Here is a 22863-nt window from a genome sequence, read left to right as displayed (position 1 = left end):
ATGTTCCGGCCACTGCGGCTACGTTCCGCGACACCGAAACCCGCCGAGAAGGGGTGGTCGCATGGCCGAAGTCAGCGCAGAGGCGCGCATCGAAGCACCGGCCGAGAAGGTGTGGGCCCAGCTGACGGACTTCACCGCATACGGTCAGTGGAACGCCACCCACACCAGCTTCCCCAAGGGCGGCCCGGAGACACTCGAACTCTCGGCCACCTACGAGGAGAACATGAAGCTCATGGGCTTCCCGGCCGAGGTGACCTGGACGGTGGCCGAACTGGAGACCGCACGCCTGCTGGCCACCAGAGGCAAGGGGCCGATGGGCGTCAACCTGGCCATGCGCTATTCACTGACCCCCGACGGGAACGCCACCACGGTCCGCATCGACGGGGAGTTCACCGGCGCCGCGGTCTCCCTGATGGCGGGAAAGCTCAAGGATTCGGCGACGGCCGCACTCATCGAATCACTGCGCAAGCTGGACGGCCTCATCACCGCCTGACGCCACCCGCCCGGCGCAAAGGGCCTCGCGGCTCGGCCGCGAGGCCCTTGTCACCACACCCACGAAAACCGCGCCCACGGACTCAGTGCTCGTCGGCAAGGATCAGGTACAGCTTCTTGCGAGCCTCGTTGATGACCGTGAGCGCCTTCTGGCGCTGATCGGCCGAGCCGGTCTTCCAGACCTGGCCGAACGCCTCCATCAGGCCGAAGCCGGCCTGCCGCACCTCGTTGACACTCTCCCAGTCGACACCGCGACCGGCTTCCTCCCAGGGCGCCTCGGGCCCCGACTCCGCCTCGGTGCGGCCGGTGCCGGTGAGCGTGAACAGCTTCTTTCCGCCCTCGCTCGCACTGACGATCAGCCCCTCGCCCTCCAGCAACTGAAGGGTCGGGTAGACCGAACCGGGGCTGGGCCGCCAGGCCCCGCCGCTGCGCTCCCCGATCTCCTGGATCATCTCGTAGCCGTGCATCGGCCGGTCCTTGAGCAGGGCCAGGATCGATGCGCGTACGTCACCACGCCGCGCCCGCCCCCGACCACCACCCCGACCACGCCCGCCGCCGAAGGGTCCACCTCCGAAAGGCCCGCCCCCGAACGGCGGCCCGAACTGCCCGAAGGCCGCCCGCCGCCCCTCGAAGTCGCCACGCCCCTGATGACCGGGCCCGCAGTGCCCGTACCCATGCCCGAATCCACGCTCGTGTCCATGTGAACGCATCGCTGCACTCCTTCCATCATCGATCTGTCGCGATGCGTCAACGATATATCGGAACCGATCGCATGACAATGCCTTGCCCGATTGCCACATGGTTCGTGGACGGCAGATGTTCCGCGCCGCAGGGCCGTCCGGGGCGGTCCCGGACCGCCCGTGCCGCGGCGTCTCGTCCTCGGCTTCCCCTCACCAAGACCGCGGAAGCGCTCACCTGCCTGCTCCGGCCCGCGGACCGCCGCGCCCGCCGCGCACCGCCTGCCCGCGCCGAAGTGCCCGCTCGGCGCGGACGATCACCCGAGGAAGAGCGGGAGCCTCGCGGCGAGTTCGCCCAGCTCGGCCTTCTCCTCGTCGGTCGCGGCACGCCGTCCGGTGCCGACGAGCAGGGCGGCCTTGTCGGAGAACGACGCGGGGAAGGCGGCTCCGGCGATTCTCTCCGGCGTCTCGCGGGTCCGGGCGAGCCCCTCCTCGGGCGGTTCGGCCGCGTCCGGGAGGTGCGCGATCAGGTCGAGGTGGTGCAGCGTCCACTCCAGGACGTACGCACGGAGGTAGTCGCCCGCGGTGAGGACCTCGTCGCGGGTGCCGACCAGGAGGCCGGGGTCGGCGAGCCCGGCGGCGCGACCGGCGGCGGAGCCGAGGTCGTCGAGGTGGAACTTGAGCAGCCGGGGCTCCTCGTACGCGGCGGCCAGCCGGACCGTCAACGCGTCCAGCGGATCGTCACCGGCCGGCGGTGTCGCGGCGACGTCCCAGTAGGTCACCGCGTCACGGGTCGGCTCCGCCTCGGTGGGGGTCACGAGGGTGATCAGGACGTCCTGGGCGTCGACGACCAGATGGCACACCAGGTCCCGTACGAGCCAGCCGGCGCAGCCGGACGGTTTTGCGAAGTCCTCGTCCGAAAGCCCGGCGACCACCGTGCGCAAGGCCGCCCAGGAACGCGAGAAGAGATCCGTAGTGCGGTGCCGCAGGAGCGGACAAGCACATCGGCACAGCCGGTACCGGTGGCACCGTTCACCCATCGGCATTTCAGGTCCAGTGACACCGGATTGGCCTTGGCACGCGGCTCCGCACCGTACATAGGGTCGCACCATGAGGATTCGTATCGTCGACGCGTTCACCGACCGCCCCTTCACCGGCAATCCGGCGGGAGTCCTGGTCCTGGAATCCGGCACCTTTCCCGAGGACGACCGGCTCCAGCGGATCGCCATGGAACTGAACCTTTCCGAGACCGCCTTCGTTCACCCGCTGCCGCCGGGCGGCGAGGCCGACTGGGCACTTCGCTGGTTCACACCGACCACCGAGGTCGACATGTGCGGGCATGCCACCCTCGCCACCGCGCACGTCCTGCACACCACAGGGGCGGCGAGCGGCACGATGCGCTTCGCGGCGCGGTGCGGGATCCTCACCGCGACCGCCCGCCCGGACGGCGCCATCACCCTCGACTTCCCCACCGCTGCACTGACACCGGAGGCCACCCCGGCCGGGCTGGCCGCCGCACTGGGAGCGGAGCCGCTCTGCGTGCACGACACCGGCCCCCACATCGGCGACCTGGTCGTCGAACTGTCCGACGAGGCGACCGTACGAGGGCTGATCCCCGATCTCGTCGCCCTGGCCGAGGTCTCCCGGCGGGGCGTCGTCGCCACGGCCGCCGCGGAGGACCCCTCCCGCGGCTACGACTTCGTCTCCCGCGGCTTCTTCCCGCGCGTAGGGATCGACGAGGACCCGGTGACCGGCAGCGCCCACACGGCGCTGGCGCCCTTCTGGTCGGCCCGGTTCGGCCGTGACGAGCTGACCGGGCTGCAGGCTTCCGCCCGTTCCGGCCTGGTCCGGACCTCGCTGCGCGGCGACCGCACCCTGCTGACCGGCGACGCCGTGACGGTCATCGACGGCGAACTGCTCACGACGCTCTGAGCCCCCGCGCCCGGCGCGGGAGGCCGCACAAGGCTGCTCACCCTCACGGTGTGGGCAGCCAGTCCACCTTCCCCGCCAGCAGGGCATATCCGACGAACGCCCCGATGTCCAGCAACGCGTGCGCCGCGACCAGCGGCCCGACCCGCCCCCAACGCCGGTACAGCAGCACGAAGACGACGCCCATCACCGTGTTGCCGATGAAGCCGCCGATCCCCTGATACAGGTGGTACGAACCGCGCAGCACCGAACTGGCGACCAGCGCGGCCGTCGGCGTCCACCCCAACTGTCCCAGTCTGCGCAGCAGATACCCGACGACGATCACTTCCTCCACCACGGAGTTCTGGATCGCGGACAGGATCAGGACCGGGAATTTCCACCACACGTCGGGCAGCGACTCCGGGACCACGGTCAGATTGAATCCGGCTGCCCGAGCCACCAGATAGAAGGCGAGGCCGGCGCTTCCGATGCCCGCCGCGATCAACGTGCCGCGCCCCAGGTCCGGCCACGGCCTGGTGCGGTCGAAACCGATGGACCTCAGGCCCGCGCCCTCCCTCATCAGCAGATGCGCGACCAGCGCGACGGGCACCAGAGCCGTCGCGATGCCGAAGAGTTGCCAGGCGAGATCCAGCCATGGACGCCCTGGGGCGTACGAACTGTTGAGGGTCGCGGCCTGATCCTTCAAACCCCCTGGTTTCGTCAGTGACCCGACAAAACTGATCAGGGCGGACACCCCGCTGGCACCCAACGAGAGAGCCAGTACGAGGACCGTTTCGGACCGAAGGATCCGTCGCGGAACAGCCTCCTGGGGGAAAGAATCAGCCACAAGCCCCGCCTCCACCTGTACACCTGCCTTCAGTTGTGCATTCGCGCCCCATCCTGCTCCCCGCCCGGCTAGGGTCTCGAATGCAGGTACGAAGATCATGCGCGACAGGCCGGGGGACAACCACCATTGCCGATGGTGTGGTCCCCCTTTCCTTGTTCAATCTCAAGGAGGGGCACCACCGACATGGGACGTCACAGCTTGCCCGACGAGTACGCCGGAGACGAAGGCGGGGACGGCACACCGCCTCAACGCCGGCGCACCGTCGTGATCGCGGCCCTGCTCGTACTCGCGGTGGCGGCGGGAACGGCCGTCGCGGCACAGGGCGGCCTGCTGTCGTTCTCGAAGAGCTGCGAGGACACGGCGGTACGCCTGTCCATCACGGCGTCCCCGGACATCGCACCGTCCATTCGCGCCGTCGCCGACAAGGCGCGCAAGGACGAGGTGCGTTCCGACGGCCGCTGCCTGTATGTGACAGTGGTCGCCCGCGACTCCTACGAGGTCGCCGACGCTCTCTCCAGCGCCGCCCGCACCCCGGACTTCCAGGTCTGGCTGCCCGACTCCGACCTCTGGGTCGACCGGGCCAAGGGCTCCGGTGACGGCGTCCCGGTCACACCGGGCGATTCCGTCGCGTCCTCCCCCGTGACCCTGGCCGTGGTGCCGTCCGCTGCCGAGAGCCTCGGCTGGCCGAAGAAGAAATACTCCTGGGCGGAGTTGACGTCTGCGGCGATGGAGTCGGACAAGGTCCGCCTCGGCGCGGCCGACCCGGCACGCAGCGCCACCGGCCTGCTGGCGCTCGCCAGCATCGGCGCGTCCTCCGAGAAGCAGGGCGGGGACAGCGACACCCGGGTCGCAGCGACCGCCAAGCTGCTCGCGCAGCGCATGTCGGACGGTGACACGCAGGTGCTGGAGACACTGGCACAGAGTGGTTCGGGCTCCGAACAGGGCAATCCGGAGCGCAATCAGGCGGTACTCCTCTCCGAACAGGCCGCGTTCGCCCACAACGCGGAGTCGACCGGCGGCGGAAAGCTCGACCTGTTCTACCCCAAGGACGGCACCCCGCTCCTCAACTACCCGTACACCCTGGTCGACGAGAGCCGGCTGAGCACGTCCGAGAGCCGGGCGGCGCTGCGGTTCATGACGCTGTTGAACGAACCCGGTGCGCAGGACGTCCTGGAGAAGAACGGCTTCCGGGACGTCGACGGCACGGCCGGGGAGTCGGTGATCGCACCGGCGGGCGGCAAGAAGCCCCAGCCGTACGCCACCGCGGCCGCGGCCGCACCGACCGCCGAGGCGCTCCAGCAGACGCTCGGCATGTGGACGATCACGGTGCAGAGCGCTCGGCTGACCACGGTCGTCGACGCGTCGGCGTCCATGGCCACGATCGTGCCGGGGCGCAATCAGTCCCGGATGGATGTCACCAAGGCGTCCCTGATCCAGGCTCTCAACCAGTTCACCCCGAACGACGAGATCGGGCTCTGGGAGTTCGCCACCACGCTCGACGGCGAGAAGGACTACCGCAGACTGGTGCCGGCCACCCGGCTGGGCGACCCGGCGAAGGGCGGCGGCACCCACCGCGAGAAACTGGCCGCGGCCTTCGCGGCGCTGAAGCCCGTGCCGGGCGGCGCGACCGGTCTGTACGACACCGTGCTTGCCGCCTACAAAGATGCCCAGGCGACCTATGTGAGGGGCAAGTTCAACGCGGTCGTGATCCTCACCGACGGATCGAACCAGGACAATCTCTCCATCTCCCGCAGTGCCCTGATCGCGGAACTGAAGCGGATCGCCGACCCTGAGCGCCCGGTGCCGCTGCTCGCCATCGCGGTCGGTCCCGAGGCGGACCGCGAGGAAGTGAACGAGATCGCGAAGGTGACCGGTGGCGGTGGCTACCAGGTGATCGACCCGGCCGAGATCCAGACGGTGATCCTGCAGGCCATCATGACCGCCGGTCAGAGCAGTCACGCCGACCAGGAGTAGCCCGTGCGAGCGCCGGGGTCACAGCTTCGGGGCACCGGCCGGCCAGCTGTGCACGGGCTCCCCGCTGTGCATCAGTTCGGCGTACTGCCGGGTTGTCGCGGCCAGCGCCGCGTGCCTGTCGAGCCCGGCCTCCCTTGCCCGGTGGTAGGTGTCCACCTGCCAGGAAGCCCCGTTCACCCGGCGCTTGCAGCGCTCCTCGATGACCCCGAGATAGCGGTCGCGGTCCGCGGGCGCGATGTTCCAGGCATCGAGCCCCGCGGCGGCCAGCGGCAGCAGTTCGTCCCGTACGAGCTTCACGGCCGGAACCCGGGTCAGTCCGCCCGCACGGCCGGGACGCGGCCAGATCAGCTCCGCATCGATGCCCAGACGGCACGCGGTGTCGAAGTTCTCCTCCGCCGCGGCGAACGGCAGCCTGGTCCACACCGGGCGGGACTCCTCGGCGAGCGCCCGCACGAGCCCGTAGTAGAGCGCCGCATTGGCGACCAGATCGGTGACGGTGGGGCCGGCGGGCAGGACCCGGTTCTCCACGCGCAGATGGGGTACGCCGTCGACCAGGCCGTACACGGGCCGGTTCCAGCGGTAGACCGTTCCGTTGTGGAGCACCAGTTCCTGCAGCCGTGGCACCCCGCCCTCGTCGAGAACCCGCAGCGGCTCCTCCTCGTCGCAGATCGGGAGCAGCGGCGGGAAGTAGCGCAGGTTCTCCTCGAAGAGTTCGTACGCCGAACCGATCCACCGCTCGCCGAACCAGGTCCTGGGCCGCACGCCTTGGTTCCGCAGTTCGGGCGGCCGGGTGTCGGTGGCCTGCTGGAAGAGCGGCGGCCGCGACTCCCGCCAGAGCTCCTTGCCGAACAGGAAGGGTGAGTTGGCGCCGAGTGCGATCTGGACACCGGCGACGGCCTGGGCCGCGTTCCACACGGCAGCGAATCGGGCCGGCGTCACCTGGAGATGGAGCTGGAACGAGGTGCAGGCGGCCTCTGGGGTGATCGAGGCAGATGTGGAGACCAATCGCTCCACGCCCTGGATATCGAGAGAGAAATCCTCGCCGCGCGCGGCCACCATTTGATCGTTCAGCAGTGTGTAGCGGTCCACGTCCGAGAGGTTCGCCAGGACGAGGTCCTCACGGCGCAGGGTGGGCAGAATACCGATCATCATGATCCCGGCATCGACCTCGCCCGCCTTCCGGTGGGCATATCCGAGCCCGGCCCTGAGCTCTTCGGCCAGCTGATCGAAAACGCGCCCGTCCAGACGGTGCGGGACTATGTTCACTTCCAAATTGAACATCCCGAGTTCGGTCTGGAAATCACGGCTCGCGATGCGTGGGAGGACCTCTGCATTCATCATCTTCGGCATGCCGTCGGCGCCGGCGAGATTCAGCTCGATCTCCACACCCATGAGGTTGCGCGGCCGGTCGAACCTCCGCTCCGCAAGAAGCCTCTCCAGTGCCTCCAGACACTGGTGAAGCTTCTTCCGGTACCCCCGCCGATCTGACAGGTCAAAGGCGCCCGCCACGACCTTCTCGCCCATCGGAGCGTCCCTCCCTCAAGTGGGCGGCCCGCGGCCCAGACCGCTCGCGTCACGATCGATAATGCCCAGGCGGGGTGATCCATAACGCCCACGGGAACGCGGCTGACCCAGTAATCTGAGGCCGAAGCCCGGGGCACATTCCATGGGCATGATGAAGCCCACGGTTTCCCTGCCGGGCATCGGTGAAAACGCCGACGCGTTTCGGCCGTCCCCGCCCGGGGAAAAATCCCTGGCAGTGGCTGCGCCACTGACACGGAATCAGTAGATTCTCCGCATAATAAAGTCTTGATACCACCTTGTCGGCAATGCCCGTGACGGCTAGTGGAATCACCGCGTGAACACGTGTCGTATAAACTCCGCGGACGAGGCAGAGAGTTGACGCACCGGCCCAGTCACCGGCCTCCTCTGGCCCCGCATGCCGACAGCGCCGTCTGCACCCGCCCACGCACCACCGTGTCTCCGAAGTGAGAGGCGACCCACCATGCCGCTGCATGTTCCCCCGGCTCCCGTGCCCGCTCTGCGCAGCGTTCTCGCGGCACTCGGTTCACCCACCGCGGTCCGCGAAGCCCGCACACCCGCCCTCCGGTCCGCCCAGGGGCCTCTCAGCCCCGAACTCCCGCTCCCCGTCCACGTACTGGAGCGGATCGGTCCGAACGGACTCGTTCCCGCCACCCGGCTCGCCGGGTGGCGTTTCCTGATCCGTACCTCGGAACAGGCCGTCGCCGCGGCGGACACCATGCTCACCCCGGACGGCTGGGCCTTCTCGCACTTCTTCGAGGGTCCGTACATCGCCTCGACCGAACTCGCCCTGCGCCAGGCCGAGGCGGTGACAGCGCGGTACCAGCCGCGGCTGCTGTCCATCCCGGAGCTCTACATGCTGGCGCTGTGGCTGCACGGCGATGTCGAGGCCGACGCCTCCGGCGGTTCGCTCGCCCCCGCCGACCTTCTGGTTCCGCTCGCTCCCGCCCCACCGGGTATCGCGGCACACCGCCCGCACCGGGTCGCCGATCTGCTCCGCGTGATGACACTGCGCATCACGCCCGGCCCCGGCCCCCTGCTCGGATCCCCGGCCTGAGAACCGGCCCCCGCTCCGGCCTCCTGCGCCCCGCCGCCGTCCCGGCCGCGGGGCACAGTGCTGGAGGGGCGCACTCCGTGCCCGTTCGGACTAGCCCGTACTGACCACCCCGAACCACCCGAAGGGACAGTGCAATTGCGGTGAACCGTCCGTGCGGGTGATGCGTCCTCCGGGTAAGGAGAAGTGCTGCTGCGAAATCCCTGCGGATTGACGCCCGTGGGGCAACACTGGGAACGGACCGATCGATACGGGGGGCGGCCATGAACACCTCATCCAGCCGCAGGACATTCACTACAACGCAGCGAAAGAACCCAGCCATGTGCCAGCACCAGCCACCTTGCCCGACCGCCGACTCAGCCGACCGGGAAGCCGCCCGCCTGACGGCGCACCACCCGGAACAGGGCTGGAGCCTGCTGTGCAACGGAGTCCTGCTCTTCGAGGACACCGGCGAGCTGCTTCCGGACGGTCGGATCATCGCTCCGCACCGGCCCCTGGGGACCGACCGGGTGATGAAGGCCGCCTGACCGCAGCCGGTACGAGCTGGGGCCGGCCCGGAGAATTCTCCGAACCGGCCCCGACGCATGCCCGCGTCACGCGGTCACGCTCAGTTGTCGTACTCGTCCAGCGGCGGGCAGGAGCAGACGAGGTTGCGGTCGCCGAAGGCGCCGTCGATACGGCGCACCGGCGGCCAGTACTTGTCCGAGGCCGAGACTCCGGCCGGGAAGACCGCCACCTCACGGCTGTACCCGTGCTTCCACTCCCCGCCCAGCATCGCCGCGGTGTGCGGAGCGTTGTGCAGCGGGTTGTCGTCCGCGCTCCACTCGCCGGAGGCCACCTTCTCGACCTCGCCACGAATGGCGATCATCGTGTCGCAGAACCGGTCGAGCTCCGCGAGGTTCTCGCTCTCGGTCGGCTCGATCATCAGCGTCCCGGCGACCGGGAACGACATGGTCGGCGAGTGGAAGCCGTAGTCGATCAGCCGCTTGGCGATGTCGTCGACGCTGACGCCGGTGGCCTTGGAGATCGGCCGCAGGTCCACGATGCACTCGTGCGCGACGAGACCGGCCGGACCGTTGTACAGGATCGGGTAGTGCGGTTCCAGACGCTTGGCGATGTAGTTGGCCGCGAGGACGGCGACCTGCGTCGCGCGCTTCAGGCCCTCCCCGCCCATCAGGCGTACGTATGCCCAGGAGATGGGGAGAATGCCGGCCGAGCCCCACGGGGCGGCCGAGATCGGTCCGACGCCGGTCTCGGGGCCCGCAGAGGGCTGGAGCGGGTGGTTCGGCAGATACGGCGCGAGGTGCGCACGCACACCGACCGGGCCGACGCCGGGACCGCCGCCGCCGTGCGGAATGCAGAAGGTCTTGTGCAGGTTCAGGTGCGACACGTCGCCGCCGAACCGGCCCGGCCTGGCGAGGCCCACCAGCGCGTTGAGGTTGGCGCCGTCGACATACACCTGGCCGCCGGCGTCGTGCACCTCGGCGCAGATGTCCGCCACGTGCTCCTCGAACACACCGTGCGTCGAGGGGTACGTGATCATGAGCACAGCGAGCTCCTCGCGGTGCTTCTCGATCTTGGCGCGGAGGTCCGCAATGTCGATCTCGCCGTCGTCGGCGGTCTTGACCACGACGACCTTCATGCCGGCCATCACGGCGCTGGCCGCGTTGGTGCCGTGGGCGGAGGACGGGATGAGGCAGACGGTGCGCTGCTCGTCGCCGTTGGCCCGGTGGTACGCCCGTACGGCCAACAGGCCCGCGAACTCGCCCTGCGAGCCCGCGTTCGGCTGGATGGAGACCGCGTCGTACCCGGTGACCTCGGCGAGGCGCTCCTCCAGCTCGCGGATGAGCGTGAGGAAGCCCTCCGCCTGTTCGGCCGGGGCGAACGGATGCAGCGCGCCGAACTCGGGCCAGGTGATCGACTCCATCTCGGTGGTCGCGTTCAGCTTCATGGTGCAGGAGCCGAGCGGGATCATGCCGCGGTCCAGCGCGTAGTCCCGGTCGGCGAGCTTGCGCAGGTAGCGCAGCATCGCGGTCTCGGAGCGGTGCTGGTGGAAGACCGGGTGAGTGAGGATCTCGTCCGAGCGCAGCAGGCCCTCGGGCAGTGCGTCGGCGACGGTGGCGTCCAGCTCCTCAATGTCCCCGTCGGCGCCGAAGGCTGCCCAGACGGCGGCGACCTGCGTACGCGTGGTGGTCTCGTCGCAGGCGAAGGAGACCAGGTCGGCGTCGACGAGCCGCAGGTTGACCCCGCGCTCGCGGGCGCCCGCGACGACATCGGCGGCCTTCCCGGGGACGCGCACGGTGAGGGTGTCGAAGTGGGCCCCGGTCACGACCTCGATGCCGGAGGCGCGCAGGCCCTCGGCCAGGATCGTCGCGTAGCGGTGGGTGCGCCGGGCGATCGTCCGCAGCCCGTCCGGGCCGTGGTAGACCGCATACATTCCGGCCATGACGGCGAGCAGCACCTGGGCGGTACAGATGTTGCTGGTGGCCTTCTCGCGGCGGATGTGCTGCTCGCGGGTCTGCAGGGCCAGCCGGTAGGCCTTGTCTCCGTCGGCGTCGACGGAGACACCGACGAGGCGCCCGGGAAGGCTGCGAGCGAACTTCTCGCGTACGGCCATGAACCCGGCGTGCGGTCCACCGAAGCCCATCGGTACACCGAAGCGCTGCGTGGTGCCGACGGCGATGTCCGCGCCCAGGTCACCGGGCGAGGTGAGCAGAGTCAGGGCCAGCAGGTCGGCGGCGACCGTGACGACCGCGCCCAGCTCGTGGGCCTGCTCGATGACGGGCGCGATGTTCCGCACTTCCCCGGACGCGCCCGGGTACTGCACCAGGACACCGAAGACACCGCGCTCGGCGATCTGTGCCGGGATGCCGTCGGACAGGTCGGCGACGACGACCTCGACACCGGTCGGCTCGGCGCGGGTCCCGATGACCGCGATCGTCTGCGGCAGGGTGTCGGCATCGATCAGGAAGACGCCGCCCTTGACCTTGCCGACGCGCCGGGAGAGCGCCATGGCCTCGGCGGCCGCGGTGCCCTCGTCCAGCAGGGAGGCGCCGGAGGTGGGCAGCCCGGTCAGCTCGGCGACCATCGTCTGGAAGTTGAGGAGCGCCTCCAGGCGGCCCTGCGAGATCTCCGGCTGGTACGGCGTGTAGGCCGTGTACCAGGCAGGGTTCTCCATGACGTTGCGCAGGATCACCGGCGGGGTGAAGGTGCCGTAGTAGCCGAGCCCGATCATCGGGGCCAGCACCTGGTTGCGGTCCGCGAGCGCGCGAAGCTCGGCCAGCACCTCGGCCTCGGTACGGGCGGTCGGCAGTCCGAGGGCATCCGTGCTCTTGATGACATCGGGCACCGCGGCCGCGGTGAGCTCGTCCAGCGAGCCGTAACCGACCTGGGCGAGCATCTTCGCCTGCGCCTCGGCATCGGGGCCGATATGGCGCTGCTCGAACGGAATGCCCTGCTCCAACTGGGAGAGCGGAGTGCGACGGGGGGTCATGGTGGAGGCCTCCTGGTCTGTCACGACCTGCGAGGGGCACCACGGCGCGGGTGCCCGAACGGCCTCCCCCTCTGTCATCTCAACCTGAGAGCTTCACCGGCGCACCCTACGGCGTACCGGCTTTCACCGTCGGTGAGGAAGGGACTCGCACCGGCACTCGGCCGCACGTGACCCGCCCTGCTTTCCAGAGTGACCTCGTCCGTGCGGTACTGGGGCCTGAGAGATTCCGGGGAGGATTTGCTCCTTCGGCGCCTTCGGATCAGCTCCGGAGGACTCTCCCGCACGGGGTCAGCGGCCATCACCAGCCTACCAGCGGGGTTCATGGCCGATTTCTCGAGTGGCCAACCACCCGGATCTGCATTTTTGTAGTGCTTGTGGAGTAGCCGCGACCAGTGGGAGGGACCGTGCAGACCGACATCGATCCGCGCAGCCTGATCGGCCGCAAGGCGTTCGACCGCAAGGGCACCAAGATCGGGACCGTGGACGAGGTGTATCTCGACGACGCGACCGGAGTGCCCGAGTGGGCTGCCGTGCGTACCGGACTTTTCAGCCGGGACGCGTTCGTCCCGCTGGAACCCAGCGAATTCGTGGAGGATTCTCTCCGCGTTCCCTTCGACCGCGCGCTGATCAAGGACGCGCCCGACTTCGGCGTCGGCCGCCATCTCTCACCGGAACAGGAGCTCCAGCTCTACCGGCACTACGGTCTGGACTCCCTGTCCGAGCCGGCCGGCCCGGACAGGGACTTCGGCAGACTGGCCGGCCAGGACGAGTAGTCCGCCGGCTCCCGCACCAGGGGCAGCGGATCGGCGGTCCGGAGTTCCGGGTCGTCGATCCGGAACGTACGCACCCGTCCGGGCGCCGACTCGGGCTCCTCGAACCGCACCGTCACCCGGCCGACCCCGCTGCCCTGCACCCAGCCGTGGCCGTATGTGTCATGGCGTACGTCGTGCCCGGCGGGCCAGCGCCGGGCGGCGCGCTGCTCGGCGGTCTCCCGGTCCTTCGCCCCCGATTCACCCGGCGGCCCGGCCGAGTCGTCCCCGGCCGGCGCCGCTTCCTCCGCCGGATCCTCGGCCGCGGCCTGTTCACCGGCGGCCTGGGCGAAGAGATCCTCCTGCGTGTAGTCGGCGAGCCCCGTCACGCCCACTCCCAGGAGCCGGACGCCTCCGGTGGTGTCCACGGCCTCCAGGAGGCGTGCGGCGGCCTCACGGACCACCGTGGGGTCGTCCGTGGGCCCACGGAGCGTCTCGGACCTCGTGAGCGTCGAGAAGTCGTACCGGCGCACCTTCAGCACCACCGTCCGCCCGGACCGCCCCGCGCCCCGGAGACGCTGGACGCACCGGTCGGCCAGCCGCTCGACCTCCGTCCGGATCCGCACCCGGTCGTGCAGGTCGGCGTCGAAGGTGTCCTCGACCGACACCGATTTCGCGTCCCGCTCCGCGACCACCGGCCGGTCGTCGTACCCGAACGCCATCCGGTGGAGCGAGCTGCCGTGCGCCTTCCCCAGCAGGCGTACGAGCTCGTCCTCGCCCGCCTCCACCAGGTCGTCGACCGTGGTCATCCCGGCACGGCGCAGATGGTCCGCCGTCGCCGGCCCGACACCGGGCAGGATCCGCACCGGCATGGGGGCGAGCAGAGCCCGTTCCGTACCCGGCTCTATGAGCAGCAGGCCGTTCGGTTTCGCCTCCTCCGAAGCGATCTTGGCCAGCATCTTGGAACCGGCAAGTCCGACCGAGCCGGTGAGCCCGGTGACCGCTCTGATGGCAGTACGCAACTGCTCACCGATCTCCAGCGCCGAAGCCGCGTCGTCGGCGCTCCCGCCGGCCTCCAGGTCGACGAAGGCCTCGTCCAGACTGAGCGGCTCCACCAGCGGGGAGAGCCGCGCGAGGAGCTCCATCACTTGATCGCTCACCGATCGGTACAGCTGGAAGCGGGGCACCAGGTACGCCGCGTTGGGTGCGAGCCGCCGCGCCTGCGCCATGGGCATCGCCGAGTGCACGCCGAAGCGTCGCGCCTCGTACGACGCGGTGGCGACGACCCCGCGCGGCCCCAGCCCGCCCACCACGACCGGCTTGCCGCGCAGGCTCGGCTTCGCCGCCTGCTCGGCAGCGGCGTAGAAGGCATCCATGTCCAGATGCAGGATGGTGGGCGCGGCTCTCACATCAGTCGATGCTGCCCTACGGCACTGACAATCACCGCGCCCCGGGGCCGGTCCGGAGGATCGGGGTCAGCCGGCGCGGTTGCGCCGACGTGCGAGCTCATCGGTGGGGTTGTTCCCGATGAGGGTCTCGCCGGTGTCCACCCGCTCACCGTGCAGCTGCGAGAGGGCGGCATCGACGTCCTGCCACACCACACCCACGGCGATGCCGAAGACTCCCTGACCGCCCTGGAGCAGGCTCACGACCTCGTCGGGCGAGGAGCACTCGTAGACCGTCGCCCCGTCGCTCATCAATGTCATCCGCTCAAGGTCCTGGAATCCCCGGGCCCGCAGATGCTGAACCGTGGTGCGGATGTTCTGGAGTGCCACACCCGTGTCCAGGAAGCGCTTCACGATCTTCAGCAGGACGACGTCCCGGAAGCTGTAGAGCCGCTGCGTGCCGGAGCCGTACGCGGGACGCACGCTCGGTTCCACAAGCCCCGTGCGTGCCCAGTAGTCGAGCTGCCGGTAGGTGATCCCGGCAGCCGCACAGGCAGTCGGCCCGCGATAGCCGATGTCGTTGGCCGATGCCACTCCGCCCCCCGCCACCGCCGCCGGTTGCACCGGCTGCACGATGGTGTGGTCGGCTGTACTCCCCTGCTGCGGATACGGCCCACCCGCCGCCGTACCGTCGCCGCTGCTTCTCACGCCGACCTCCGTCCTTGACCTGCCATCTCGAAGGTAGGCAGTCACTCGGGGTGCGTCAACGATCGCCACACTCGGCACGCCGAGTGATAATCACCCTGAGGGTGGTTTCCCGTGTCTCACGAGCGGGAAAGGCTTGCCGGATGCGCGGACGGCGGCCCCGGAGAACGGTCACTGACTGTTGGTACCGAAATCCTCCGGAGAGATCTGATCGAGGAACTCGCGGAATTTCTCCACCTCATCCTCCTGCTCGTCCGGGATGGCGATGCCGGCGTCGTCGAGCACCCCGTCACTGCCGTAGATCGGCGTTCCGGTGCGCAGCGCGAGCGCTATGGCGTCGGACGGCCGCGCGCTCACCTCGACTCCGCTGGCGAAGACCAGCTCCGCGTAGAAGACCCCTTCCCGAAGGTCCGTGATGCGGACCTCGGTGAGCTCCTGGCCGACGGCCTGGAGCACGTCCTTGAAGAGATCATGGGTCAGCGGCCTGGCCGGAGCCATGCCCTGCTGGGCGAAGGCGATCGCGGTCGCCTCACCAGGACCGATCCAAATGGGGAGGTACCGGTCGCCTCCCACTTCACGCAGGAGCACGATCGGTTGGTTGGAGGGCATTTCCACCCGGACACCCACAACGTCGAGCTCGTTCACACAGCAACCCTAGGACGTGCTCGGCAGGTTTGGGTAGTCGGGCACCGGCGCGATCAGTGGAGCCGGATGTGCAGAGCGCTCTGCACAAGGGCCGAATGAAGCCTCACCGACAGCTCCGCAAGCTCTTTCGCAGTGGCCTCCGCATGGGCTCTGGTCTGCGGATTCCGGTGCCTGCGCAGGGGCGCGACCACCTGCTCGATGAGCCCGACCTCGCGATCCGCGGCCGCCCGCACGGCACGCAGGTGACGCGGCTCCAGACCGAACCTGCCCAGATCCGCCACAAGCCTGGCAACGGTGACCATCTCGGCGTCGTAGCCGCCCTCGGCGGTCGGAGTGACCAGGCCGTACGACTCCCACTCGTCGAGGTCGCCCTCGGTGACCTCGGCGGCCGCCAGCAGCTCGGCACGGCCGATCCGGGCCGCAGTGGCCCGTCCGGACTCCGCGTCCCAGCCGCCGTCGATCGGACCCCGCGGGCCGCCCCCGGACGGCAGGGCGGCCTGTTCACCACGGGCAAGGGCATCCAGGTGCTCACGGATGACCTTCAGCGGGAGGTAGTGGTCCCGCTGCATGCGCAACACCTGAGCCAGCCGCTCCACATCGGCACCACGGAACTTGCGGTAGCCGGAAGGGGTCCGCTGCGGCTCGACGAGCCCCTCGGCCTCCAGGAATCGAATCTTGGAGATCGTGACCTCGGGGAACTCGTCCCGCAGCCGCAGAAGCACCGTGCCGATGCTCATCGGGCGGTCGTCGCCGGTGGCGGTGCCGGCCGCGGCACCGCCCGTCGGTGTTCTCAGCATGGGCCTTCCCTGACGGGTCAGATACCGCGCTGGCTCGCGTAGAAGACCAGCCGGTACTTGCCGATCTGCACTTCGTCGCCGTTGGACAGGGCGACGGAGTCGATGCGCTCCCGGTTGACGTAGGTGCCGTTCAGGCTGCCCACGTCCCCGACCGTGAAGCTGCCGTCGGGTCCCCTGCGGAACTCCACGTGCCGCCGCGACACCGTCACGTCGTCGAGGAAGATGTCGCTCTGCGGGTGACGGCCGGCCGTGGTCAGCTCACTGTCCAGCAGGAAGCGACTGCCGGAGTTCGGACCGCGGCGCACCACCAGGAGCGCGGAACCGAGCGGAAGGGCGTCGACGGCGGCCTGTGCCTCGGGCGAGAGCGACGGAAGGGCCGTCTGCCCGGTGGCCTCCGCGTCATATGCCTCAAGACCGGAGATCGAGATGGTGGAGGTCGTCTCCGAGGCACGCTCGGGTACCCCGCCCCTCAGCGGCGCACCGCAGTTGGAGCAGAAACGACTGGCCTCGGCGTTGCGATGGCCGCACCTCGTACAGACCGGCATGGACGAACCCTCCTGCCTGGGGGCGAACTCTCCACCCGTACTCGAGGTCGACGATTCTCCGAAACCTATGCGGCCGGGACCGGCAGGGTCAACAGACGACGCGCCGGAAGCTCCCGAATTGTCACTGCCCGCACCCGACACCTGATCCCGGAAGAGCGGGCGCTCCGTGGCCTGCTCGTCTCCCTGACCATGGCGCGGTGCACGATGGCGGGCAGCCTCGTCGCGAGCGCTCTTGCCGAACAACTTCCCAAACAACTTCACGGGCGATTCCCCTTGACCGAAATAGACCCGCCCGTGGGGCAGGACGAACCCTGAATGAACACACCTGCCGACCCGGACATCCTCACAACGTCCGTATCCGCTCGACAGTTTCCACCACGCGCCACGAATACGATGCGGCGACCCCCCGCAACCTCGTACCCGTGTCCTTCGTCCCGCTTACGCCGCGGCTTCACGGGGACGACGACCGAGCGTAGTCAGGCTGCTTCGCCGGTCGCAAGGCGTCCACGACGATGTCGTCGACCTGCTCGACCTGCACAGTGGCCTGCTCCTTCTCCAATGTCTGGACCACACCGCCCGGGATGTTCAGCGCCGGCTCCAGATCCTGGGGCTTGCCGATCACCTTGAAGACGTACGGCGCGGTGATCTTACGGTCGTCAACCCTGACATTGCCGCCGTCACCGGAGAAGTACGTATTGGCCACCACACGCACCCCATTGACCTCGATCGCCTCGGCGCCCGCCGCTCGTAGCTCCTGGAGTGCGTCGAGCAGCATGTCCGCCTTCACACCGTTCCCGGGGTCGTTGACGGTGAGCGTGATCCCGGGGCCGTGTGCCGCCACGGTACCCGCGATCACACCGAGTTGACGCTCTTTCTCCACCGTCTGCTTGCGCGCCTCCTCGGCCTGGTCGGAGCTGTTCTCCAGCTCCGTGCGCTGTGCGACCAGCCGCTGTTTCTCGTCCTCCAGGCGCTGTGTCCGGTCGTCCAGCTCGTCGAGGATCCGGACCAGGTCCTCCTGCCGGGCACCCCGCAACGCGCTGTTGTCGCTATTGGACCGCACCTGAATGGCCAGTCCGAGACCGAGCACGAACAGCAGGAGTGCGACGACGAGTTGGGCCCGCGTCACCCGCGGCGGCCACAGCCCCGCGATCAGCCGCTGACGACCGGTGAGTTCATTGGCGGGGCCGGGCGTCTGCTCGTCGGCGTGCCCCTGGTCGCCGGGAAGTTCTTCGTTGCTCATCGGCGTCAGGCCCGGAAGACGTGCCGGCGGATGGCCGCGGCGTTGGAGAAGATCCGAATCCCGAGCACGACCACCACACCGGTGGACAGCTGCGCTCCGACGCCCAGCTTGTCGCCCAGGAACACGATCAGTGCGGCCACCACTACGTTCGAGAGGAACGACACGACGAACACCTTGTCGACGAAGATCCCGTCGAGCATGGCTCGCAGACCACCGAAGACTGCGTCGAGGGCGGCAACGACGGCGATCGGGAGATACGGCTCGACCACGGCCGGCACCTCGGGCCGGACCAACAGTCCGACCACGACTCCCACGACGAGGCCCAGTACGGCGATCACGATGTGCCCTTCCCTGTGTCTGCCGCACCACTGCCGGTGTCTGCGGCCTGATAAGGCTCTGCTGTGCGTACGATCAGGCTCGGCGCGACCGGAAGGCTCACCTTCTGCTGCACGGACATGCTCGTCCGGACGTCGAAGGTGTCCTTGAGCGCCTGCAGATACTGACCGTCGGCACTGTCCTGGAACGCGGTGCCGAGTTGCTTCCCGTTCCCCACCGCCAGCACCGTGTACGGCGGCACGAGCGGTCTGTTGTCGACCAGTATGGCGTCGCCCGCCGCCCGGATCGCCGACAGGGCCGTCAGCCGCTGCCCGTTGATCGCGATCGCCTCCGCGCCGGACTGCCACAACCCGTTGACGACCCGCTGGAGGTCCCGGTCGCGGACCCGCCCGGTGTCGGCGAATCCGCTGGTCTCCCTGGGGCCACCGCCGCCCTGGTCGGTGTTCTCGGCGTCGTCGACCACGAGTTTCACGCCGGGCCCCTCCACCGGGGTCGCCCCGGCCAGCAGCGCCACCTGTTCCCCCTGGTCCCCGCCGTGCTTCTCCAACGCCTTGCGCTGGCGCCTGCCCACATCGTCCCGGAGCTTGTCGACCTGGGACTCAAGGGTGTCGGCCGCCGCCGTCTCGTCGTCGATGCGATCGATCAGCTCCTGGCGCTCCTTGGCGAGGACCGGCGCGGAGACGCGTGCCTCCGCGGCCCCGAGCGTGACCACGAGGGCGGCGAGCACCAGACATGCGGCGAGGCCGAGCTTCGACTTGAGCGTACGGGGCAGGCCCGCGCTCCCATCGGCCTTGCGACGCGCCGACGCCTCGGCGTATCCGTCGTCCAGGCTGTGGTCCATCACATTGGTCAGCAGCGACATGGACGCGTCGGGACGCGCCGGCGGCGAGACGGTACTCCGATCGGGGGGCTGCTGCGACATGCCGCACATCGTCGCACGTCGCCGCCGCTACCGCCGAATGGCCCCACCGGTGTGCCCGCGGGCGCCCGCGGACGTCTTCGGGCACACCGGAAGAACCGTCACTGCCCTGCGCTGTCCACGACCGTCGCCCATTCGTCCAGCAACGCCTGCGCGGAGGCGTCGTCCGGACCCTCGGCCCACAGATGGGTGACCGCCTCGGCCCGGTCCGGCAGCACCATCACCCACCGTCCGTCGGCCTCGACCACTCGTACACCGTCCGTCGTGTCGACGCTGCGGTCGCCGGCAGCCTCCACGACCCGGCGCATGACCAGGCCCTTGACGGCCCAGGGGGTGGCGAGGTCACGACGCAGCACATGGGCCCGGGGGATGCGGGCGTCGATCTGGCTGAGGGTGAGCTGTGTCCTGGCGACCAGTCCGAGGAGCCGCACGAATGCGGCCGACCCGTCGAAGACACTGTTGAATTCGGGAACGACGAAGCCCCCGCGCCCGTCTCCACCGAAGATGGTGCCTTCCTCGCGTCCCACGCGTGTCAGATCGTCGGGCGATGTCGTCGTCCATTCGACTTGCGTGCCGTGGTACGCCGCGACCTGCTCGGCGACACGTGTCGTGGTGACCGGCAACGCCACCCGTCCGCTGCGCCGCTCGGCCGCCACGAGATCGAGCATGACGAGGAGCGCCCGGTCGTCCTCGACGATCCGGCCCCGTTCGTCGACCAGGGAGAGCCGCTCACCGACCGGGTCGAACCGCACGCCGAACGCAGCCCGCGCCGACGAGACGATCTCGCCCAGCCGCACAAGACCGGAGCGCCGGGTCTCGGCGGTCTCGGTGGGTCTTGATTCGTCGAGGCCGGGATTGATGGTCAGCGAGTCGACACCGAGCCGCCCCAGCAGGCTGGGCAGTACGAGCCCGGCACTCCCGTTGGAGGCGTCGACGACCACCTTGAGACCCGCGTCGGCGATCCCCGCGGTGTCCACGTTCCGCAGCAACGATCCGGTGTACGAGTCGAAGACGCTGGACGGGAAGTGCAGATCACCGATCTCGCCCGGAAAAGCCCGGCGGTATTCCTGCCGTGCATAGACCCGGTCCAGCTTCCGCTGCCGCGCCTGCGACAGATCCGCTCCCCGCTCGTCGAAGAACATGATGTCGACCGAGTCGGGCACGCCTGGGGACGTACGGATCATGATCCCGCCGTCGCTGCCCCGCGCGGTCTGCTGGCGCGCGACGGGCAGAGGGACGTTCTCCAGGTCCCGGACATCGATGGCGCTGGCCTGAAGGGCCGAGATCACGGCTCGCTTCAGGGCACGGGCGCCGCGGGAGTGGTCGCGTGCGGTGGTGACCGTCGAGCCCTTCTTCAGCGTCGTGGCATAGGCGCCGGCCAGCCGGACCGCGAGTTCCGGGGTGATCTCGACGTTCAGGATCCCGGACACGCCCCGGGCGCCGAAGAGATGAGCCTGTCCGCGCGATTCCCAGATCACTGAGGTGTTGACGAAAGCGCCGGCTTCGATGGTCTTGAACGGGTAGACACGGACATTGCCCTGAATGATCGACTCCTCGCCGATCAGGCACTCGTCCCCGATGACCGCACCATCCTCGATGCGGGCCGCCCGCATGACATCGGTGTTCTTTCCGATCACGCAGCCGCGCAGATTGCTGTGCTGACCGATATAGACGTTGTCGTGCACCACGGCCTTGTGCAGGAACGCACCGCTCTTGACGACGACATTCGACCCGATGACCGTGTGCTCGCGAATCTCCGCACCGGCTTCGACCTTTGCGTAGTCCCCGATATAGAGCGGCCCACGCAGCACCGCGTCGGGGTGCACTTCCGCGCCTTCGGCGACCCATACGCCGGGTGAGATCTCGAAGCCGTCGATGTCGACGTCGACCTTGCGTTCAAGAACGTCGGCCTGCGCCTTCACATAGCTTTCGTGGGTACCGACGTCCTCCCAGTAGCCCTCGGCGATGTAGCCGTAGATGGGCTTGCCTTCCTTCATGAGCTGCGGGAAGACATCACCGGACCAGTCCACCGAGACATCGGCCTCGACATAGTCGAATACCTCGGGCTCCATGACATAGATGCCGGTGTTCACTGTGTCCGAGAAGACCTGACCCCAGGTGGGCTTCTCCAGGAAACGCTCGACCTGGCCGCCCTCGTCCACAATTGTGATGCCGAATTCCAGCGGGTTCGGGACGCGAGTCAGGCACACCGTGACCAGACCGCCCTTTTCCTTGTGGAAGGCGATGAGATCGGTGAGATCGAAGTCGGTGAGTGCATCACCGGAAATGACGAGGAAGGTGTCGTCCTTCAGCGCTTCCTCGGCATTCTTCACGCTCCCCGCGGTGCCGAGCGGTTTCTCCTCATTGGCGTAGCTGAGCTCCATCCCGAGCTCTTCGCCGTCCCCGAAGTAATTCTTGACCAGCGAGGCAAGAAACTGGACCGTCACGACGGTCTCATTCAGCCCGTGCCGCTTGAGAAGCCTAAGCACATGCTCCATGATCGGCCGATTGGCGACGGGCAGAAGCGGCTTGGGCATGCTTGAGGTCATGGGGCGAAGGCGAGTACCTTCGCCGCCAGCCATCACGACGGCCTTCATGTCGGAAACGTCCTCCTTGAAGAGACGACGGTCTGGCCGACTTCGCCCGTCGGGGCACCATCCGGGTCATCCGCGGCGGGCCGGCCACACTGCACGACACCGCCTCAACGAGCTCAATCGGCTACTGCATCCGCCTTGACGAGCCGGCGGACCTGAACCACGTAGAGGATCCCTGCCCACCAATAGAGCGTTGTACCCCAACCTGCGAACGCCCATCCGAAAATAGCGGCCAGCGATGCAAGCCAACCACTTCCGTCGCTGAGCAGCAACAAGGGGAACGCGTACATCAGGTTGAACGTGGCCGCCTTCCCCAGGAAGTTCACCTGGGGCGGTGGATAGCCGTGACGCCGCAGGATTCCGACCATCACAAGGAGCATCAGCTCACGGGCAAGAAGTGCCACGGTGAGCCACAGCGGCAGGATCTCCCGCCAGGTCAGGCCGACCAGGGTCGAAAGGATGTAGAGGCGATCGGCAGCAGGGTCCAGGATCCGGCCGAGGCTGCTGATCTGGTTCCACCGACGGGCGAGCTTTCCGTCGAGGTAGTCGCTGATGCCGCTCAGCATCAACACCAGCAGGGCCCAGCCGTCGCTCTCGGGGCCACCGAACACGGGGCGAAGAATCAGCCACAGGAAGAGCGGAACCCCTACAAGGCGAGCCATGCTGAGGATGTTGGGGATGGTGAGTACTCGGTCCGTCTGAACCCGAGTCTCCTGGACCTCCACCCGGGGGCCTCCTGTGAAGAACGTGCCAATGATGCCCCCTGACCTTACCCTCAGCCACTGCTGTCGGTTGCACAGGGGTGACCGGAAGTATCCCGTGAAACGCAGAAAAGCCCCGTGCCACAAGGGCACGGGGCTCTCCCGCAAAAGGAGTTCGGCGGCGTCCTACTCTCCCACAGGGTCCCCCCTGCAGTACCATCGGCGCTGAAAGGCTTAGCTTCCGGGTTCGGAATGTAACC

Annotated in this window: 21 protein-coding genes, 1 rRNA gene and 1 riboswitch; of the genes, 6 read left to right on the top strand and 16 right to left on the bottom strand. The window is 68.6% G+C overall.

The genetic code is table 11. From position 1 onward, the window contains the following. Positions 1–61 precede the first annotated feature (61 nt). The gene (locus tag ACWCQ6_RS22425; RefSeq protein WP_451091767.1) at positions 62–493 is read left to right on the top strand and encodes a type II toxin-antitoxin system Rv0910 family toxin; all 432 of its coding nucleotides are present in this window, start codon (positions 62–64) and stop codon (positions 491–493) included. Between the two features lie 82 nt (positions 494–575). Here the strand turns inward: ACWCQ6_RS22425 and ACWCQ6_RS22420 are convergent, their stop codons facing one another. Both ACWCQ6_RS22420 and ACWCQ6_RS22415 read right to left on the bottom strand, forming a co-directional pair. Beyond that, a complete protein-coding gene (locus ACWCQ6_RS22420; RefSeq protein WP_451091765.1) occupies positions 576–1202 on the bottom strand; it encodes a PadR family transcriptional regulator in 627 nt (208 codons plus the stop codon). A gap of 284 nt (positions 1203–1486) precedes the next feature. Continuing rightward, positions 1487–2158, bottom strand: coding sequence for a maleylpyruvate isomerase N-terminal domain-containing protein (locus ACWCQ6_RS22415; protein ID WP_451091809.1), 672 nt, complete (start codon positions 2156–2158; stop codon positions 1487–1489). A 121-nt stretch (positions 2159–2279) separates the two neighbouring features. Between ACWCQ6_RS22415 and ACWCQ6_RS22410 the strand changes: the two genes are divergently transcribed. Beyond that, the gene (locus ACWCQ6_RS22410; RefSeq protein WP_451091763.1) at positions 2280–3101 is read left to right on the top strand and encodes a PhzF family phenazine biosynthesis protein; all 822 of its coding nucleotides are present in this window, start codon (positions 2280–2282) and stop codon (positions 3099–3101) included. 43 nt (positions 3102–3144) lie between these two features. Here the strand turns inward: ACWCQ6_RS22410 and ACWCQ6_RS22405 are convergent, their stop codons facing one another. Continuing rightward, positions 3145–3924: a CPBP family intramembrane glutamic endopeptidase gene (locus ACWCQ6_RS22405; protein WP_451091761.1), complete on the bottom strand. Its 780-nt coding sequence runs from the start codon at positions 3922–3924 to the stop codon at positions 3145–3147. Between the two features lie 183 nt (positions 3925–4107). Between ACWCQ6_RS22405 and ACWCQ6_RS22400 the strand changes: the two genes are divergently transcribed. Further along, on the top strand, positions 4108–5898 hold the full coding sequence (locus ACWCQ6_RS22400) for a substrate-binding and VWA domain-containing protein (RefSeq protein WP_451091759.1): 1791 nt from the start codon (positions 4108–4110) through the stop codon (positions 5896–5898). An 18-nt stretch (positions 5899–5916) separates the two neighbouring features. Here ACWCQ6_RS22400 and ACWCQ6_RS22395 read toward each other — a convergent pair whose 3' ends face one another. Next, positions 5917–7422: a glutamate-cysteine ligase family protein gene (locus ACWCQ6_RS22395; protein ID WP_451091757.1), complete on the bottom strand. Its 1506-nt coding sequence runs from the start codon at positions 7420–7422 to the stop codon at positions 5917–5919. Positions 7423–7903: 481 nt separating this feature from the next. On the opposite strand from ACWCQ6_RS22395, the gene ACWCQ6_RS22390 reads away from it, so the two are divergent. Together ACWCQ6_RS22390 and ACWCQ6_RS22385 are read left to right on the top strand one after the other, a co-directional pair. Beyond that, the gene (locus ACWCQ6_RS22390; RefSeq protein WP_451091755.1) at positions 7904–8497 is read left to right on the top strand and encodes a hypothetical protein; all 594 of its coding nucleotides are present in this window, start codon (positions 7904–7906) and stop codon (positions 8495–8497) included. Positions 8498–8814: 317 nt separating this feature from the next. After that, a complete protein-coding gene (locus tag ACWCQ6_RS22385; protein ID WP_451091753.1) occupies positions 8815–9021 on the top strand; it encodes a DUF5999 family protein in 207 nt (68 codons plus the stop codon). Between the two features lie 80 nt (positions 9022–9101). Here the strand turns inward: ACWCQ6_RS22385 and gcvP are convergent, their stop codons facing one another. Then, positions 9102–11987 (bottom strand): aminomethyl-transferring glycine dehydrogenase, encoded by a 2886-nt coding sequence (gene gcvP / locus ACWCQ6_RS22380; RefSeq protein ID WP_451091751.1) that lies wholly within the window; start codon positions 11985–11987, stop codon positions 9102–9104. Positions 11988–12181: 194 nt separating this feature from the next. Beyond that, positions 12182–12278: riboswitch (glycine riboswitch) on the bottom strand. Between the two features lie 113 nt (positions 12279–12391). Between gcvP and ACWCQ6_RS22375 the strand changes: the two genes are divergently transcribed. Further along, complete coding sequence (locus tag ACWCQ6_RS22375) at positions 12392–12760, top strand: PRC-barrel domain-containing protein (protein WP_451091749.1); 369 nt, start codon at positions 12392–12394, stop codon at positions 12758–12760. On the opposite strand, the gene ACWCQ6_RS22370 is transcribed toward ACWCQ6_RS22375, so the two are convergent. The 11 genes from ACWCQ6_RS22370 to rrf form a co-directional block, all read right to left on the bottom strand. Next, positions 12685–14145 (bottom strand): DNA polymerase IV, encoded by a 1461-nt coding sequence (locus ACWCQ6_RS22370; protein WP_451091747.1) that lies wholly within the window; start codon positions 14143–14145, stop codon positions 12685–12687. The genes ACWCQ6_RS22375 and ACWCQ6_RS22370 overlap by 76 nt on opposite strands. A 66-nt stretch (positions 14146–14211) precedes the next feature. After that, complete coding sequence (locus ACWCQ6_RS22365) at positions 14212–14829, bottom strand: MerR family transcriptional regulator (protein WP_451091745.1); 618 nt, start codon at positions 14827–14829, stop codon at positions 14212–14214. 168 nt (positions 14830–14997) lie between these two features. Next, the gene (locus ACWCQ6_RS22360; RefSeq protein ID WP_364553640.1) at positions 14998–15471 is read right to left on the bottom strand and encodes a bifunctional nuclease family protein; all 474 of its coding nucleotides are present in this window, start codon (positions 15469–15471) and stop codon (positions 14998–15000) included. Positions 15472–15524: 53 nt separating this feature from the next. Next, entirely contained in the window at positions 15525–16268 is a 744-nt protein-coding gene (gene ftsR / locus ACWCQ6_RS22355) for a transcriptional regulator FtsR (RefSeq protein ID WP_451091742.1), read from the bottom strand. 17 nt (positions 16269–16285) lie between these two features. Further along, complete coding sequence (locus tag ACWCQ6_RS22350) at positions 16286–17074, bottom strand: FHA domain-containing protein (RefSeq protein WP_451091740.1); 789 nt, start codon at positions 17072–17074, stop codon at positions 16286–16288. 190 nt (positions 17075–17264) lie between these two features. Beyond that, positions 17265–18053, bottom strand: coding sequence for a DUF881 domain-containing protein (locus ACWCQ6_RS22345; RefSeq protein WP_451091738.1), 789 nt, complete (start codon positions 18051–18053; stop codon positions 17265–17267). A 5-nt stretch (positions 18054–18058) separates the two neighbouring features. After that, a complete protein-coding gene (locus ACWCQ6_RS22340) occupies positions 18059–18391 on the bottom strand; it encodes a small basic family protein (protein ID WP_003970459.1) in 333 nt (110 codons plus the stop codon). Further along, on the bottom strand, positions 18388–19311 hold the full coding sequence (locus ACWCQ6_RS22335) for a DUF881 domain-containing protein (RefSeq protein WP_451091736.1): 924 nt from the start codon (positions 19309–19311) through the stop codon (positions 18388–18390). Before ACWCQ6_RS22335 ends, ACWCQ6_RS22340 begins: the two co-directional genes overlap by 4 nt. A gap of 98 nt (positions 19312–19409) precedes the next feature. Then, positions 19410–21905, bottom strand: coding sequence for a sugar phosphate nucleotidyltransferase (locus tag ACWCQ6_RS22330; RefSeq protein ID WP_451091734.1), 2496 nt, complete (start codon positions 21903–21905; stop codon positions 19410–19412). Between the two features lie 113 nt (positions 21906–22018). Then, on the bottom strand, positions 22019–22627 hold the full coding sequence (locus tag ACWCQ6_RS22325) for a CDP-alcohol phosphatidyltransferase family protein (RefSeq protein WP_451091732.1): 609 nt from the start codon (positions 22625–22627) through the stop codon (positions 22019–22021). A 149-nt stretch (positions 22628–22776) separates the two neighbouring features. Then, positions 22777–22863, bottom strand: a 5S ribosomal RNA gene (gene rrf, locus ACWCQ6_RS22320); the annotation flags it as partial.

The organism is Streptomyces sp. NPDC001880 (assembly GCF_053594575.1).
This window is presented reverse-complemented; position numbering and strand designations above follow the sequence as displayed.

What these genes read in the sequence shown, in the direction of transcription:
- ACWCQ6_RS22395 (WP_451091757.1), bottom strand. Translation starts at nt 7,422, where the DNA reads ATGGGCGAGAAGGTCGTGGCGGGCGCCTTTGACCTGTCAGATCGGCGG.
- ACWCQ6_RS22330 (WP_451091734.1), bottom strand. Translation starts at nt 21,905, where the DNA reads ATGAAGGCCGTCGTGATGGCTGGCGGCGAAGGTACTCGCCTTCGCCCC.
- ftsR (WP_451091742.1), bottom strand. Translation starts at nt 16,268, where the DNA reads ATGCTGAGAACACCGACGGGCGGTGCCGCGGCCGGCACCGCCACCGGC.
- ACWCQ6_RS22345 (WP_451091738.1), bottom strand. Translation starts at nt 18,053, where the DNA reads ATGAGCAACGAAGAACTTCCCGGCGACCAGGGGCACGCCGACGAGCAG.
- ACWCQ6_RS22410 (WP_451091763.1), top strand. Translation starts at nt 2,280, where the DNA reads ATGAGGATTCGTATCGTCGACGCGTTCACCGACCGCCCCTTCACCGGC.
- ACWCQ6_RS22420 (WP_451091765.1), bottom strand. Translation starts at nt 1,202, where the DNA reads ATGCGTTCACATGGACACGAGCGTGGATTCGGGCATGGGTACGGGCAC.
- ACWCQ6_RS22400 (WP_451091759.1), top strand. Translation starts at nt 4,108, where the DNA reads ATGGGACGTCACAGCTTGCCCGACGAGTACGCCGGAGACGAAGGCGGG.
- ACWCQ6_RS22385 (WP_451091753.1), top strand. Translation starts at nt 8,815, where the DNA reads ATGTGCCAGCACCAGCCACCTTGCCCGACCGCCGACTCAGCCGACCGG.
- ACWCQ6_RS22425 (WP_451091767.1), top strand. Translation starts at nt 62, where the DNA reads ATGGCCGAAGTCAGCGCAGAGGCGCGCATCGAAGCACCGGCCGAGAAG.
- gcvP (WP_451091751.1), bottom strand. Translation starts at nt 11,987, where the DNA reads ATGACCCCCCGTCGCACTCCGCTCTCCCAGTTGGAGCAGGGCATTCCG.
- ACWCQ6_RS22390 (WP_451091755.1), top strand. Translation starts at nt 7,904, where the DNA reads ATGCCGCTGCATGTTCCCCCGGCTCCCGTGCCCGCTCTGCGCAGCGTT.
- ACWCQ6_RS22335 (WP_451091736.1), bottom strand. Translation starts at nt 19,311, where the DNA reads ATGTCGCAGCAGCCCCCCGATCGGAGTACCGTCTCGCCGCCGGCGCGT.